This is a genomic window from Pantoea sp. AS142 (assembly GCF_037152305.1).
GTDB lineage: Bacteria > Pseudomonadota > Gammaproteobacteria > Enterobacterales > Enterobacteriaceae > Pantoea.
The window spans coordinates 310,084-328,070 of record NZ_JBBCMO010000002.1; the positions used below are offsets into that span (position 1 = coordinate 310,084).

At 60.4% G+C, this 17,987-nt stretch carries 2 protein-coding genes; both read left to right on the top strand.

Features of this window, described 5'->3' with window-relative positions:
* The first annotated feature begins 300 nt into the window (after nucleotides 1-300).
* The gene (locus WFO64_RS06520) at nucleotides 301-15,471 is read left to right on the top strand and encodes an Ig-like domain-containing protein (RefSeq protein ID WP_337010030.1); all 15,171 of its coding nucleotides are present in this window, start codon (nucleotides 301-303) and stop codon (nucleotides 15,469-15,471) included.
* A 346-nt stretch (nucleotides 15,472-15,817) separates the two neighbouring features.
* The gene (locus WFO64_RS06525; protein ID WP_337010032.1) at nucleotides 15,818-17,728 is read left to right on the top strand and encodes an Ig-like domain-containing protein; all 1,911 of its coding nucleotides are present in this window, start codon (nucleotides 15,818-15,820) and stop codon (nucleotides 17,726-17,728) included.
* Nucleotides 17,729-17,987 lie beyond the last annotated feature (259 nt).

Consider the following 17,987-nt stretch of genomic DNA (forward strand, 5'->3'; position numbering starts at 1 on the left):
GCAGAATCATAATTAAAACTGTACATTTAAATTGATTTTTAACCCGATTACATTAAAAATAAATCTGACGGGCCGTTACATTTACATGAGTATTTGACACTAAATCTAACAACAATGCTGGCGATTGTCGCTTTTTTTGGGGCTTAAATGCAGCTTCATTTTGCCGTTTCTACTCACACCAGGTTAAGCCACCTTCTGTTTTTCAGAATGTGAGATTATGTGTGAAGACTATAAATATAAAATAATTTCATGTTTATAGTTTCACTGCATTAGCCAATCTGGTGTATTTAGAGGTTACAAATGGCAGAACTCACGGAAAGCCGTGTAGACATCATCTCGCGCGAAAACGGCACACTCATCTCGCAGTCTGTTAGCGGTTCGTCACCTTCCATTAACCTCACCGAACCCAGTGTCGTGCGCATTAGCGGCACCCGCGCCATGGTGACCCAGTATGAGCGACAGGGTAACGATCTGGTGCTGCATATGCGTGACGGCAGCACTGCCCGTTATCAGAAATTCTTTCTCGACGACGCCGAAGGCCAGCACAGCGAACTGGTGTTCGATGATGGTGTCAATCCACCGGAACATACGCTCTTTCCGCAGACCGCTGAGGGCGCTGAACTCGCCTCCAGCTCGGTCACGCCCACCTATGAATCACTTGACAGTGTAGAGCCGCTGCTGCTGGCTGAAAACGCCAATACCTCAATGGGCGTGATAACGGCGGGCGGTCTGGGTGTACTCGGCTTAGCCGGCCTGGCCGCTGGCATCGGCAGCGGCGGTGGGGGTAACGGCGGCGGCAATGACGGTGGCACCGATCCCGCAACACCGGCCACGCCAGGGACGCCTGCTATCACCCTCAATGCCCTTGCGGGCAATAATGTGCTGGATAACGCGGAAAAAATCACCGATCAGGTACTGAGCGGTACTACCAGCAATGTCGAAGCGGGTCAGATTGTCACCGTGACGCTGGGCGGCCAGACCTATAACACCACCGTGGGTGCAGACGGTAGCTGGAGCGTCACAATCCCTTCTGCCGCGCTGGCGGGACTCGCCGCAGGCACCACAAACATCGACGTCAGCGCCACTAACGCGGCGGGCACGGCGGCCACCGGCAGCCTGCCCATTACTGTTGTCGCCGCCGATCCAGGCATACCCGCGACGCCGATCATCACCCTGAATCCCTTTGCAGGCGATAACCTGCTGGATAACAGTGAAAAAGCCACGCCACAAACGGTGTCCGGCAGCACCACCAGCGTTGAAGCAGGGCAGATCGTCACGGTGACCCTGGGCGGCCAGAATTACACTGCACTGGTCAACACTGACGGCAGCTGGAGCACGCAGATCCCGTCTGCAGCGCTCAGCGCGCTGGCAGCGGGCAGCACCGCCATCGCGGCCAGTGTTACCACTGCGGCAGGTGCCTTAGCCACCGACAGCCGCGACATCAACGTCGCTGCGCCAGCAGGCGAACCTGGCGGGGTTTCTATCAATGAACCGGTCAGCCTCGATGGCTTCCTCAACCTGCAGGAGTTGAGCAGTGATCTGATCATCAGTGGCTCTGCGGTGGGCGTTAATCCGGGCCAGGCGGTGCAGGTTAACTTTAACGGCAGCAATTACAGCGCAGTGGTAAGCAGCAATGGCTTCTGGAGCGTCACCGTTCCGGCAGTCGATCTCATCGGCCTCACCGACGGTGTGAAACTGATTTCAGTCACCACCCTCGATGCCAGTGGTACGCTGCTGACCGACCCAGCCCCGTTGAATGTGGTCACGACCACGCTGCCGCAAATCACACTGGATGAGAGCGCGATCACCGATGGCATTCTGAACCAGGCGGAAGCGGGCAGCGATCAGGTCATCGGCGGCGGCACCGGCAAAGCCGTGGCGGGCCAGCGGGTCGAAGTGGAACTCAACGGTAAAACCTACAGCACCACGGTCAATACCGACGGCAGCTGGAGCCTGCCGCTGCCTGCCAGCGATCTCGCTTTACTGGCGCAGGGCGCTCACAGCCTGACCGTTACCGCAATTGATGAGGCGGGCAACCGTGTGCAGGAGACGCTGAACGTCAGCGTCGACACGCTGCCACCTAATCTGATTGTGTCAGAGGTCGCAGGCGGTGATGGCATGCTTAACAGCACTGACGTGGCGGCAGGCGTACCGGTCAGCGGATCAGGTGCGTTGCCTGGCGAGGGGGTGACTGTCTCGCTGAACAACGTCATTTACAGCGCTACCGTGGATGCACAAGGCAACTGGTCGGTGGATTTGCCGCCAGCGGCGCTGCAGGCGCTGTCAGATGGCAGCAGCTATGCGCTGACCGTAACGCTGACCGATGCCAGCGGTAACATCGCCACTCAGACGCAGACGCTGGCGGTCAGCACGCCGCCGCCGGTTGCGACCGTGACTGCACCGGGCGGTGATGGCGTCCTGACCAATAACGAACTTGCAGAGCCGCTGCTAATCAGCGGAACCGGCACTGCGGGTGACCGCGTGACGGTGGAGTTAAACGGCAAGGCTTACAACGCCATTGTTGACGAAAACGGCGTCTGGAGTGCATCAGTGCCGGTTGCCGATCTTGGCGCGCTGACGAATCAGACGTATCCGGTAACGGTTACCGTGACCGATCCTGCCGGTAATATCAGCACGCAGGATACGGCTTTGCGGGTTGCCACGGCGGCACCGCCTCTTACGCTGAACAATCTCAGCGATGATAGCGTAATTAACGTCAGCGACGCGCAGCAGCCTCTGATCGTCAGCGGCACTGGCGATGAAGGCGACCTCATCCGTGTCACGCTGAATAACGTGCCTTACAGCGCCGTGGTGGCGCAGGATGGCAGCTGGCGTGTCACCGTTCCGGCCTCCGATCTGGCGAATGTGCCCAAGGGTACCCAGGCGGTATTGGTCGTGGCGACTGACGGCGATGGCAACACCACGCCAGCCAGCAGCTCACTGATTTTCGCCACCACGCCGCCGCTGCTGGATGTCTCCACGCCGGGTGGCGATGGTTATATCAATATCGCTGAGCACACCCAGGATCTCACCATCGACGGGCGCGGGGGGACGCAGGGCGACACGGTGGCAGTGAGTTTCAATGGCGAAACCTACTCCGCTACGGTTGACACCAATGGCACATGGAGCGTGACGGTGCCCGCTGCCATTATTAGTCAACTGGGCGATGCACTCTACCCGGTTGACGTGGTAATCAGCGACGCTTATGGCAACAGCACGACCGTCGCCTCCAGTGTCACGGTGCTGGCGGCAACGTCACCAGCACTGACCATTGATCCTGTGACCGGCGATAACCAGGTCGACAGTGCGGAACAGCTCACTGACATTCTGGTCACCGGTAACGTCACTGGCGTACCGGCAGGCCAGCCGGTATTACTGTCCATTAACGGTCAGTCTTACGACGGTGTAGTGCAGGCGACCGGAAGCTGGAGTGTGACGCTACCCGCCGGATCGCTGGGTGCCGCAGGCGATAAAACCTTTACCGTGGCGATTACCGACGTGGCCGGAAATCCGGCGCTGCCTGCTCAGGGGCAGTTCACCGTGATCACGACCAACGTACCGTCGCTGTCGATTGCCCCGATAAGTGACGACAACGCACTCAACGTGCTGGATGCGCAGAGCGATCTGATCCTCAGCGGCGGTTCCGCAAACCTGCCGGCGAACAGCCCGATCAGCGTGACACTGGTGCCCGGCGGCACCCTTTACAGCACCACAACCGATGAAAACGGTAGCTGGACCCTGACCGTGCCAGCCGCCGACCTGGCGAACCTGGCGCAGGGTAACACCACCGTTACCGTCACCTCAGGGGATGTACAGACCAGCCAGCCGCTGCTGGTGGCAACGACGCCGCTGGCAGAACCCCAGATCAACACGCCTTTCACTGATGGCATCCTTAATACTGAGGAAGCCAGCACAGCGCAGACACTGACCGGCTCCGTCCAGCCAGGCCAGGCCGTCAGCGTGACCCTGGGGGGCATCAGCTATCCGGCCACGGTAGCGGCAAATGGTGACTTGAGCGTCACGCTGCCGCCAGATGCGCTACAGGCACTGGCGCAGGGGAGTAATCCCGTTACCGTGACGGTGAGCGATTTAGCGGATAACCGCACCAGCATCAGCGTACCGCTGATTGTTGATACCGAAATACCGGTGTTGGCCGTGAACCCGATTGCCACCGATGGCATTATCAATGCGGCTGAAACGGCCACCGATCTGGTTCTCAGCGGCACCGTTGCGCCTGGCAGCAGCATCACGCTGACCCTGAATGGCGAAACCTATGACGCGGCGGTTGCCGGCGATGGCAGCTGGACCGCCAGCGTGCCGGCTGCCAATCTGCAACAGCTGCCAGATGCGCGTTACGATTTCAACCTGACCGTCACCACCGTGGGTGGCAACGTTGCCACCATACCTTTTCCGGTTACCGTAGATACCATTGCACCTGACTTCAGTATGAATACGCCTGCTGTCGATGGCGTGCTGAACATCGCTGAACAGGCTGCTGGCTTCAGTTTCAGCGGCGCAGGTAGTGAAGGGGACCGCGTCAGTGTGACACTGAATGGCGTCACCTACACCGGCACCGTTGATGGCGAGGGAAGCTGGGCGCTGGCCGTCCCGCCAACGGCGCTTGCCGGTCTGACCAATGGCAGCAGTTTTCCAGTGGTGGTCACCGTCACCGATGCGGCCGGTAACAGCAGCAGCCAGAACAGTACGCTGACCGTTGCCACCACGCCGCCGCCGCTGGTGGTCGCGCCGGTCAGCGGTGACAACGCGTTGAACGTCGGTGAATTGGCGGAGCCGCTGGTGGTCAGTGGCAGCGGGCAGAACGGCGACCTTATTACGGTTCAGCTTAATGACCAGATCTATAGCACCACCGTTGGCGTTAACGGTCAGTGGACGCTGCAGATCGCCCCTGATGCGCTGGCATCATTGCCTCCCGGCAGTAATCCGCTGACCGTTATCGAAACCAATGCTAATGGAAATCAGAGCAGCCAGGTGGTTGATCTGAATGTGGCAATCTCGACGGATGTGCAACCTGTGCTGACCATTGACAGCCGCACCTTTGCCGGTGACGGTATCGTCACGGCGGCCGAGCAGTTGCAGCCGATTACGGTACGCGGCAGCAGCACGAATGTTGAAGCGGGCCAGCAGGTGATCATCTCCCTGAACGGCACTGAATACAGCGGCGTGGTCGCGGCCAGCGGTAACTGGAGCATTATTCTGCCTGCGGGCGCACTGGCTGAGCTGGGTGAAGGCAATCAGACGCTGAACGTCAGCGTGATCAACGTCCTCGGTAACACCGCCAGCAGCCCGCTTAGCTTCAGCGTGGACAACACGCTGCCATCGGTAGCGCTGGCACCGATCAGCGACGACAACTACCTCAATGCCCAGGAACAGGGCGGTGCCGTTGTGGTCAGCGGCAGCACCAGCGGCCTGCCTGATGGCAGCATCATTACCGTGCTCGCCAACGGCACCACGGCCAGCATCACCGTGACGGCAGATGGACGCTGGAGCCTGACCTTACCGGCAGGCACCTTTAGCGGCGCTGCGGACGGCCCGCTGACCATCACCGCCACCGCCAGCGACGCTAACGGACAACAGCTTGCCACCCGCGACGCCACCCTGACGGTGGTGGCCAGCACACTGCCGGTGGCGACCCCAGGCGTGGCCTTTGATGATGGCATTCTCAACGGCGAGGAAGCCGCTGCCGGTGGCGTGATCACCGGTAACACTGGCGTGATCGGCGACGGCCAGGCCGTCAGCCTCACGCTGGGCGGCACCCGCTACAGCGGCACGGTCGATGCAGCAGGCAACTGGCAGGTCGCGTTGCCAGCTGAGGTGCGTTCTGCGCTGCTACAGGGTGACACACCTTATACCGTGGTCGTCAGTGATGTGGCAGGCAACAGCAGCCAGGCTGATGGCCGCCTGGTGGTGGATACGCGGCCACCGGTGCTGAACTTCATCACACCCTCCGATGGCATTATCAATGCCGTTGAAAGCCAGCAGCCGCTGACGCTGACCGGCAGCAGCGAAGCTAACGCCCTGATTGTGGCCAGCTTCAACGGCACCACCCTGAGCACCACCGCGGACGTCAACGGCGTCTGGTCGCTGGAACTGCCGGCCACGGTTTACACCGGGCTGGGCAACGGCAGCTATCCAGTGACCGTGACCGCCAGCGACGCGGCCGGGAATACCACCACCACCCGCCGCGATCTGGCGCTGAAAGTGGAGCCAGGCACACTGCCGACCCTGACGCTGGATGCCTTTGCCGGTAACAATGTGGTCGATGGCGCGGAGCGCCTCACCGATCAACGTCTCTCCGGCACCACCACCAACGTCGAAGCAGGTCAACTGGTCACCGTCACCGTTGACGGGACAGTCTACAGCGCCGCTGTGCAGGCGAGCGGGGCATGGAGCCTGATCGTGCCAGCCGGTGCGCTGGCCGCGATTAATGATGGCAGCGCCAGTTTTACCGTGGCGGTCAGCGACGTGGCGGGCAACACCACCACCAGCAATCTCATCTTTGACGTCAACAGCAACGCCTCTGGCCTGGCGATGGATGCCATCAGCGAAGACAACGACCTGAATGCGCAGGAACTGGGTCAGGCACTGGTCGTCACCGGCACGTCGGTGAATGTGACAGAGGGCAGCACGGTTACGCTGCTGTTCAACAACACCAGCTACACCGCGCAGGTCTCGGCCAGCGGCCGCTGGACAGTGATCGTTCCGGCGGAGGCACTGACGGCGCTCGCCGACGGGCCTTACACCCTGACGGTCACCGCAACGGACAGCGTCGGGTCGACCCTGAGCAACGAGGCAGCGCTCAGCGTGCTGGCGACGCTGCCAGCACCGCAGATCGTCTCTGCCTTCGGGGATGGCCTGCTCAACAGCAACGAGATCACCACAGCACAAACCCTGAGCGGCATCACCGGCGTGACCGGTGATGGCCAGACGGTGAGCGTGGTACTCAACGGCGTAACCTATAACGGCACGGTCGACAGCAAGGGCAACTGGCTGGTCAGCGTGCCCGCCACCGCGCTGGCCGATCTGCCGGAAGCAACCCTGAGCTATACCGTTACCGTACAGGATGCGGCAGGTAACACCGGCAGCAGCCAGGGCCGTGTCACGGTCGATGTCACGCCCCCGACCCTGACCCTGAACACGGTTGCGGGTGATAACAGCGTCAATATCGCCGAAAGCACCGGGCCGATTGTATTCAGCGGCAGCAGCAATGCCGAAGCCGGTCAGCGGGTCACCCTGACTCTCAACAACCAGCTCTGGACCACCACCGTGGCCCAGGACGGCGACTGGAGCCTGACGCTGCCCGCGGGCTCGCTGGCCGGGATTCCGGCTGGCACCTACACCCTGACTGTGACGGTCAGTGATGCGGCGGGCAATCCGGTAACGCAAACGCGTGAGATCACTGTGGCGACCGGGGCATTGTCGGTCAGCATGAATACCCCGTTTGGCGATGGCTATCTGAACCAGGCTGAAACGGCGGTCAGTCAGACGCTGAGCGGCAGCACCGGTGTGGCGGGTGAGGGCCAGACCGTCAACGTGACGCTGGGCGGGAATGATTACACCGCCACGGTGGATGTACAGGGCAACTGGACGCTGACCTTAACGCCGGCACAGGTGCAGACGCTGGGCGAGGGGGTTAATACTCTGGTGGTCACTGCCAGCGATGCGGCAGGTAACAGCGGTTCGCTGACCAGCAGCGTCACGGTCGATCTCACGCCGCCTGTGCTGAGCGTCAACCCTATCGGCGGCGACAACATCATCAATGCAGTGGAGGTACTGGAAGCGGTCGCCATCAGCGGCACGGCGTTGTTAGCGGATGCCGGACAGACGGTGACCGTCAGCGTCCAGAATGTCGATTACACCACTCGCGTGCTCTCTGATGGCACATGGCAGGTGACACTGCCTGCCAGCGTTGTCCAGGGGCTGGCGGACGGCAGCTACCCGGTTGTGATCTCGATGACCGATGCCGCGGGCAACCCGGCTGCTACTGTTCAGACCACACTGACGCGTGATGTTGACAGCCTGAACCTGCCAACGCTGACCATCGGGACTATCAGTGACGATAACGTCCTTAACCAGGCGGAGTCGTTGCAGGATCTGACCATTGGTGGCACCAGTACCAATCTGCCAGGCCAGCTGGTGACGGTGACGCTGAACTCACTTCAGTACAGCGGCACGGTGGCAGCGGATGGCCGCTGGACCGTGACCGTTCCGGCCGCCGATCTGGGTAATCTGCCGGATGGCGATCAACGGCTGGTCGTGGTTTCTGCGGATGATTCAGGTAACCCGGCCAGCAGCAGCGCCAGTCTGGTCGTACTGGCCAGCGCGCAGGTTCAGCCGACGCTGACCCTGAATGTCGTGGCAGGCGATGATGTGATCAATGCTACAGAGGCCACAGCGGATGTGGCCGTCAGCGGTAGCAGCACCCTGCTGGCAGCGGGTACGCTGGTGACGGTGTCGTTTAATGGCACTGACTACAGCACCACGCTCGACGCTGACGGCAACTGGACGGTGGATCTTCCCTCAACAGCCTTTAACACTCTCGATCCGGGCAGTACGCAAACCTTTACCGTCACCGCCAGTGATGTTGCCGGTAACCCGGCCACCGTGAGCCAGCAGGTCAGTTTCAGTACCACTCCGCCGGTGCTGACGGATATCACGGTCAGCGCGGGTGACACCCTTAACTTCGCAGAATCGCTGCAGGATCTCACCCTCAGTGGCACCACCACGGGCGCATTGCCGGTGACGGTGACGCTGAATAATGTCAGCTACACCACCACGGCAGATGCCAGTGGTAACTGGTCACTCACGGTTCCGGCGGGCGATTTGCAGCAGCTGGCGGACGGCCCTAATGCGATCAACGTTTCGGTCACCGATGCGGCGGGCAATACCACCCTGGACAGCACCACCTCACTGGACGTGGCGTTTAATACCCTGCCCGCACTCACCCTGAATACGCCGTTTGGCGACGCGCTGATCAGTGCGGCAGATGCTGAAGGGCCGTTAACGCTGAGTGGTGACAGTACCGGTCTGCCGCAAGGCAGCGTGGTAAACATCACTGTCGGCACGCAGAGTTTCAGTACCACCACCGATGTCAGCGGCAACTGGACGCTGAACCTGGCACCGGGCGCGCTGACGGCCTTAGCGGATGGCGTCACTCAGGTGGTGGTCACCGCCGCGGATGGTGCCGGCAATCCGGCGCAGGTTACCGCAGGCGTTGAGATCCTGAAAACTGCGCCAGATTCAGCTGCTTTCGACACTGTATTGTTCGGCGACAACATCATTAACAGCAACGAGGCAGGCTCTGTTCAGCTTGTAACGGGCACCGCCACCGCGGTGGCGGGCCAGACCCTGAGCGTCACGGTGGGCGAGGGCAATATTCCGCTGTCGGTTACGGTCGATGCCAGGGGCAACTGGACGGCCAGCATTACGCCAGAGGTGATTGCCAGTCTGGGGGCTGGGGAACACACCCTGACCCTCACGACCACGGATCGGGCCGGTAACAGCAGTGAAACGACTCAGACCTTTGTCTCGGCGATCACCCCGATTGCTGCGCCGACGCTGGATACACCCTTTGCTGATGGCCGTCTTAACGCGGAGGAAGCGGCCGCGGACGGCTCCCTCACGGGTTCCGTGAACATTGATAATGCGGCCTCGGTCGCGGTAACCGTCAATGGCACCGTCTATGCCGCGACGCTCACTGAGGGGGGGGCGGGCTGGGCACTGGATCTGCCATCTGCCGTATTGCAGTCCCTGCCGGATGGCAACCTGCCGGTGAGCGTGACCGTCACCGACGTGAACGGCAACACCGCCAGCACCGGCGGCACGCTGCTGGTGGCGGTGAACGCCCTGCCGGATGTCACGCTGAATCTGCCGTTTGGTGATGGTGCGCTGAACGCAGCAGAAGCGCTCAGTGAACAGATCCTCAGTGGCACCACCGGCATTACCGGCGCCGGGCAGACGGTCACCGTGCTGATCGCCGGCTTCAATAGCGATCAACCGCTGGCCGCCACGGTGCAGACTGATGGCCGCTGGTCTCTGGCCTTGTCACCAGAGCAGTTAGCCACCTTCACCAGTGGCACCCACACCCTTACTGTGACCGCCACCGATATCGCGGGTAACAGCGACGCCACCGCGCTGAGCGTAGTAACCGAAGTGGTTGCGCCTGTGCCGACCTTCAGCCCTGGCGCGTTTGGCGCCGACAACCTGCTGAACATCAGTGAAGCCGCGGCAGGGTTAACCCTGACCGGCACCACCGGCAGTGTGGGGGCGAACCAGTCGGTGAGCATCACCGTTGACCTCAACGGCAGCCGTTATGTTGGCGACGTGGAGGACAACGGTAACTGGACCGTTAACATTCCAGCTAATGCCCTGAGCTCGCTGGGTGACGGTGCGCAATCGCTGACGGTCAACGTGGTGGATGCGGCGGGCAATAGCGCGTCGGCACAGCTACCGTTTACCGCGGATCTCACCGCACCGCAGCCGGAGGTCAATCCGGAATTTCTCGGCGGTTATGTGAATGCCGCCGAGGTTGACGCGGGGATAACCCTGAGCGGGACCACGGGTGAGGGGGGAGAAAATCAGCGGGTGCAGCTCACGCTTGACGGCATCACCTATACCGCGACGGTGGATGCCAATGGCGACTGGACGGTGCCGCTGACCCAGGCGCAGCTTTCAGCGCTGCCGGATGGCACCTATCCGGTCACCGTCACGGCAACCGATGCGGCGGGTAACAGCACCACCCTTAACAGCTCACTGCTGCTCGACACCACACCACCGGTACTCAACGTCAGCGCCTTTACCGGCGACGACGTGCTGAATTACGGTGAGAGCATCCAGCCGCAGTTACTCAGCGGCACCGCAGTGGGCGCCGAGCCGGGCGCAGTGGTTACGGTTTCGCTGAATACTACGACCCTCGGCACCTCCGTGGTCGACGGTAACGGCAACTGGAGCGTGACGCTGACGCCAGAGCAGATGACCACCTTTGGTGCCTCCACGACCCTGACGCTGGCGGTGACCGATCTGGCAGGCAATACCGCGACCGCATCAGTCGCGCTGACGGTGGATCTGACCCCACCGCCAGGCCCGCTGGTCACGCTGGGCACGGTCTCGGGCGACAACATCATCAGCACCCAGGATGTGGCGGATGGCGTAGTCCTGAGCGGCACCTCGGCTAACCTGGGTGCGGACGGGGTGGTGACGGTGGTAATCAACGGTCAGACCTACGCCACCACGCTGGATGCAGCGGGCAACTGGTCAACGGCTGCCTTGCCGGTCAGCGCCTTTGGCAGTGCGGACGGCAGCGTCGCCATCACGGTGAATGCTACCGACGGAACGAATCCCGTGACCACCCGCGGTAACGTCCTGATCGACCTGACGCCACCGGCCCTGACAATCAATGCTTTTGCGGGTGATAACCAGGTCAATGGCAATGAAAGTGCCACCAGCCAGAGTATCAGCGGCACCGCCGATCTCAGTGAAGTGGGACGCACGGTGGTTGTGACCTTCAATAATCAGACCTACAGCGCGGTGGTGCAGAGTAACGGCACCTGGTCCACTACCATTCCTGCCAGCGCGATGCAGGCACTGACCGATGGCAGCACGCCGGTGATCACCGCGCAGCTGGCGGATGTCGCCGGTAACGTGACGACCGTGACACAGACAGTGACGGTGGATACCGCCGCGCCGCTGGTGCAGGTTGACGCGCTGGCGGGTGATAACGTGCTCAACGCCGCCGATCTGGTGACAGGTCAGGTACTGACCGGCAGCGCGCAGGGCGCAGAAGGCCAGACCATCGGCCTCTACCTGGGCGATGCCGCGCCGATCGCTACCGCAACGGTGGGTGCCGACGGACGCTGGAGCATCAGTCTCGCGCCAGATGTGCTGTCGGGCCTCACTGACGGTGCGCTGGTGTTTGGCGTGCGGGTCAATGACAGTGCCGGCAACCAGACCGATGCCACGCTGACGGTCAACAAAGTGGTCAACAGTGCGCTGACGCTGGTGGTCGATTCGGTGTTCGGCGACGGCACGCTCAGTGCGCTGGATACCACGGTGGCGCAGACCATCTCTGGAACCGCGACCTCAGCGGGCGTCGGCGCCACGGTCTCGGTGGTGCTGGGCGGCACTACGCTCTCTGCATCAGTGGGGCAGGAGGGTAAATGGGCTATCGTGGTGCCACCTGCGGTGCTGGATTTGGTCACCGACGGCAATCTGTCCGTTAACGTCACCCTGACAGATGCGGCGGGCAACACCCGCACCGTGGGTGAAACCGTGACGGCGATTGTCGATGCGGTGCCGGTGGTGGGCGCGCTCACCGGGCTGTTTGGCGGCGATAACCTGCTGAACATTGCGGAAGCCGCGGCCGGACAGCTGGTCGGCGGCGTGATACAAAATGCAGCTGCGGGCTCACCGGTGACCGTGACCTTTGGCAGCAAGAGTTTCAACACAACGGTGCAGGCGGGCGGAGCATGGAGCGTTAACCTGCCGGGCAGCGATCTCACCTCACTGCTGAATGGCAACCTGACGCTGGGCGTCAGTGTCCGGGATGCGGCGGGTAACGTCGCCTCGAATAGCGCGTCGATTGGTATCTTTACCCAGACGCCATCCATTTCGCTGACCTCGCTGTTTGGCGATGGCGTGCTGAATCTGGCGGATATTGCCACCGGCCAGGTGATCAGCGGCGTGGTGAACAACGTCGCGCAAGGTGCTGTGGTGACGCTCTCCGTGGGTAACAGTCAGGTGACCGCGACCGTGGGGGCGGGCGGAGCCTTCAGCGCCACGGTGACACCGGATATCCTCGGCACCCTGGCGCAGGGCAACCTGACGGTGGGGGCCTCGGTAACGGATGCGGCGGGCAATAACGCCGCCACCAGCGCCGGTATCCGCGTCGATACGTTGCTGCCGACTATCACCGTGAATCCACTGTTCGGTGACGGTCTGCTGAACGTGGCAGATGTGCTGGTCACACAGGTGATCGGAGGAGTGATTGGCGGTGCGGAAGCGGGATCGCGCGTGGTGATTTCTTTGGGGGCACAGCAGTTTGAGACGACGACCGATGCGAAGGGCAACTTCAACGTCTCGCTGACGCCAGCCCTGCTGCAGGGGATTGCCGATGGCAACCTGACGGTCGGCGTCAGCGTTACCGACAGCGCTGGTAACACCAGTACCACCACCGCCGGTGCGCTGGTGGGTATTCACAATCTGCCGAAGGTGACGCTCAATCCGCTGTTTGGTGATGGTGTGCTGAATCTGGCGGAATCACGGGTCACCCAGTCCATCAGCGGCACCGTCTCCGGCCTGGCCGCAGGCAGCAGCGTCAGGCTGGCGATTGGCAGTACCACCGCCACCGCGCTGGTCAACGCCGACGGCACCTTCTCAACCACCGTCTCGCCAGCCGTTCTCGCGACGCTGCTGAACGGTAACTTTACCGTCAGCGCCTCGGTCACCGACCCGGTCGGTAACGTCACCAGCACCAGTGCGGGCGTGTCACTGGGATTGGTTCAACCCACCCTGTCAGTGAATACCGTGTTTGGCGATGGCGTACTGAGCGCCGCGGATCTCGCCTCTAACCAGACCCTGAGCGGAAGCTCCAGCCTGTCAGCAGGCTCTACCGTCAGTGCCACGCTGAATGGCCTGACCTACACCACCAAAGTGGTGAGTGGCGGCAACTGGAGCATCAGCGTACCGAAAGCGGATCTTGCTGCTATCACTGACGGCAGTAAAACCGTGGCGGTCACCGGCACCGATACTTACGGCAACACGGTGAACAGCAGTGGAACGCTAAGCGTTATCAGTCAGTCAACGCCGGTCGTCGCCATTACCTCGCTGTTTGGCGATAACGCCCTGAGCGTACTGGATGTGAAAACGGCACAGACCATCAGCGGCACCGCCAGCAACGCCGAGGGATCGGTGGTACGCGTCACGCTGGGTGGCCAGACTTACAGCACTACCGTGAACAGCAATGGCAACTGGAGTCTCTCTGTTCCGGCGGCTAACCTCGCCGCCATTGCTGATGGTCTGCAGACCGTGACCGCCAGCGTCACCAATGGCGCGGGCAGCAGCGGCTCCATCTCGGCGTCGCTGGGTGTGGTCAGTCATACCACGCCGACGGTCAGCGTGAACAGCGTCTTTGGTGGCGATGGTTACCTCAACATCACCGAAGCCAATGCGGCTGAAACTATCAGAGGAACCAGCACCAACGCGGCGGGAGGCACGGTAACGGTGAATATGGCGGGCAATATCCTCACCACCACCATTGGCACGAATGGCGCATGGAGCATCAGCGTGCCGTCAGCGACGCTGAAAGGGATCGCCGATGGCAGTCATCCGCTGACCGTGACGGTGGCGGACATTGGCGGCAATACCGTAACCAGCACCAGCAGCTTTACCGCGCTGTCGCATAATCAGCCGCTGGTGGGGGTCGATCCGGTGCTCAGCATTGTCGGTTCTCTGCTCTCGGGGCTGGTGGTACAGGGGGGATCGCTGAATGCCGCACAGGGATCGAAAGTCAGCGTCACGCTGCTGCTGGCCAACGGCAACAACGGACCGACGCTGAACACCACTACTGATGCTCTGGGGCGTTACGCCGTTAACTTCTCGTCATCACTGCTGTCGGTGGGGGGGCTGCTGCTGTCGCTGAATACGCTGGCAAAAGTCTCCATCACTGACGTGGCGGGTAACAGCTATACCACCACGAACACGCTGTTACTGGGTGCCGTGCTGCCGGTGACGCTGGCGGCAACCGAGTCGGTTGCCCTGTTCTCGGTAGCCGATGACAGCGCCACTGTCGCCAGTGCCAGCGTGGAGACGCAGCACGACAGCAGCACCAGCAGTGACGATAACAGCGACCCTGTAGCAGTGGCCTCGACGCTGATTACTGAAGCGGATACCGTGACGCCGGTTAGCAGCAGTGAGAACGAGGCAACAAGTGACCCAGTCGTCACAGCGGCGCCTGCAGAAGAGGCGGGTTACACCATTGGCGGCGTCGTGATTACGCTGGCCGATGGCACGACGGTTGAAGGGGCCTCCGTTAGCGGCAGCAGCGGGGCGGATACCGTGACGGTCAGTGACCTTAACTTTAGCCATATTGATGGCGGCGCAGGCACCGATACTCTGGTGCTGAACGGAGAAAATCTCAATCTGGACCTCACCGTACTGGGCCTGAAAGTCGAACACATCGAGGTACTCGACCTGGGTAAAACCGGCACCAACTCTGTGAAACTCGATCTCAATCAGGCACTCAATATCACGGATAAACAGAGTGACGATTTGTTGATCATAGGCGCAGAGGGCAGTCAGGTGACACTGGCTAACAGCAACGGCGGGATCTGGGAAGTGGCGGGCGAGCGGACGGTGGAGGACAGAATTTTTGAAATCTACCATAACTCGGCGCTGACCAGTGATAACACTCTGGGCGATGTGCTGGTGCAGCAGAACCTGCAGCTTCATGTCGTGTAATGGCTAAAAATGTAAGTTGAGCGTCAAGAAGCAGCGGGTGCGAAAGCACCCGCTTTTTTTGTTTTTGTCACACGATAATTTCACTTTCCAGATTATCGCCACTATTCATTAGCAGAATGAAAGATTAGGGTAGGCGCAGCAAACGGCGTCACGCCGTAAATCAGCATTCTGGCTCCATTTGTCGCTTTTATTAGCGTTCTCTTGATTTGTCCTTGTTACCTGCGGGTAACCGGTTCCGACCAGCGGAAACGGGCAGCTTTGGCTGACTCACTATCATGTCTCAGACTTAACGATCGGTTTATCTGATGGTTTTGGTCTGCGTTTCTGTTATGAACTGAGGTTACCTATGTCATCACGCGATACGCTTCGTACCACCCGGCTCGAATCCATTTTCCAGACGGCGGTAAGCGACTTTGCCGTCGCCGATAGCACGCTACCCGCCATTGCGCCTGTCGCCACGTCGAGCCTGCCGATCACCACGTTCTCCACGGCGTCACTGCATAGCAGCCCACTCAACTACAGCGCACTGGCCGTCAGCGCAGTGGAGAGTGCGCCGCCCGCTGCACTGCGGCCCTATGAACCCCTCGCCAGCGATGGCGTAATTGCGGGCTGGGAAGCGCAAAAGCCGGTGCATCTGCGCGGTCGTGCTGAAGGAGAAGCGGGCTCCACCGTCACGCTGACCTTCAACGACCAGAGCTGGCACAGCACCGTTAACAAGTGGGGCTACTGGAACGCGTCCATGCCTGCTGACGCGTTAAAAGGTGTGCCGGATGGCAATCACAGTCTGACGCTAACCCTTACTGATAAAGCGGGCCACAGCACCGCAACCACGGTCGATTTTGGTCTTTATACCGACCGCACGATCACACCGACTCTGACAGTGGATACGGTCAGTGGTGATAACGCAGTGAATATTGCTGAGAGCGTTTATGGCGTCGAGATCAGCGGCAGCGCAACACACTTGCCGGTGGGTTCGGTGCTGAAATTAACCCTCGGCACGCAAACTACCACCGCTCACATGGAGAGCGACGGCAAGTGGTATGGAACATTCCATGAAAGTGATATGCAGGCGCTGCAGGATGGCGTTTATAACCTGAAGGTCACAGCGACCGATCCCAATGGAAAAACCGCGACCGAATATCACGAGCTGACGCTGATCACCCACCTGAGCAGCCTGCCAAAAATTACCTTTGATAAGGTCACGGCAGACGATGTGATCAATCTGGCGGAAACCCAGCAGGATCTGCTGCTAAGCGGCACGCTCTCCACCGTCATGCCGGGCCATCGGCTGGTGATCACCGGTGCTAATCAGAAAGATTATGCCGCCACGTTAGATGAGCAGGGACACTGGCAGGTAGTTATCCCGGCAGCGGACGTGAACGCTTTTATTCATATTGGTGAGATCCGCGCCTGGTCAATTGACGGTGCCAATAACTATACCGACGCCACCCATGAGTTGAACATCAAAACCGGTTTTATTCCGATCTACACCGAAATGGATATCGGCGGCGACATGACGCTCAACTACCAGGAGGCGCAACACGATCTGAGCTTTTATGTTGAAGGGGCCAATAGCCTGGAGATCAACGGCAAAACCTATCAGCCCGATGCTAAAGGCATGGTGACGCTCACCTCCAGCGAACTGCTGGCGTTGCCGGATGGTCCGGTCGCCGCCACCTTCCATCGCTGGGATCAATATGGCAACAGCGACAGTGAGACCCATGACACCTTCTTTACCGTCGCTGTGCATCAACGGCCGACGCTGACCCTGGATACCGCCTTTGGAGATAACGTCATTGACGCTGCCGATGTTAACAGCTGGCATCTTATTCAGGGCAGCTCCAGCCATCTTCAACCAGGCAGCCTGGTGGAATTAACACTGGGCGATCAGCACTACAGCGCCAGTGTAAAAGCGGATGGCGGCTGGGCGCTGACCATTCTTGCCGGACAGCTGGCACCCCTGGATGACGGTGAGTACCAGATGACGGTCAACGGCAAAGACAGTGCCGGTAATCTGGCCAGTGCCAGTCAGACGGTACAGGTGGCATCGCATACGGAAAGCGATACTACGCTGGATGTGCAAGCGGTTGATCAACTGCTGGAAACCGTCAGCCAGCCTGAGCAGGTTGAGACCGTACCAGTGGCACAGGCATCGGCCGCGACCGCTGCACCGCAGGAGAGCCATCTTTTCTCTGATCTCCCCTATACCCTTGCCGATCACCTGCTACAGCATCCGGCGGCACACCCCCTGGTCTGACACCAACGCATTAGCAAACGCACATCCTTCCGGACAGGTCTGTTAAGCCTGTCTGGATTGTCGCGAATTTATGTTATGGCCGATTTTCATCATTCCAGAATAAATGTTAACGATTTCATCTGTTTTTAGCCGGAATAAGCGCAGGATATGTTTAATGATGTTAAGATTATTTTAGCTTTTAGCCTTGCGAATCATAAATAAAATAACGCAATAAATCAGTCGGCTCTGCGTGGCGGGCCTTTTTGCTCACTTTGCTCAC

Bases quoted from the DNA above. Each gene is read 5' to 3' on its own strand.
- WFO64_RS06520 (WP_337010030.1), top strand. From the start codon at position 301: ATGGCAGAACTCACGGAAAGCCGTGTAGACATCATCTCGCGCGAAAAC.
- WFO64_RS06525 (WP_337010032.1), top strand. From the start codon at position 15,818: ATGTCATCACGCGATACGCTTCGTACCACCCGGCTCGAATCCATTTTC.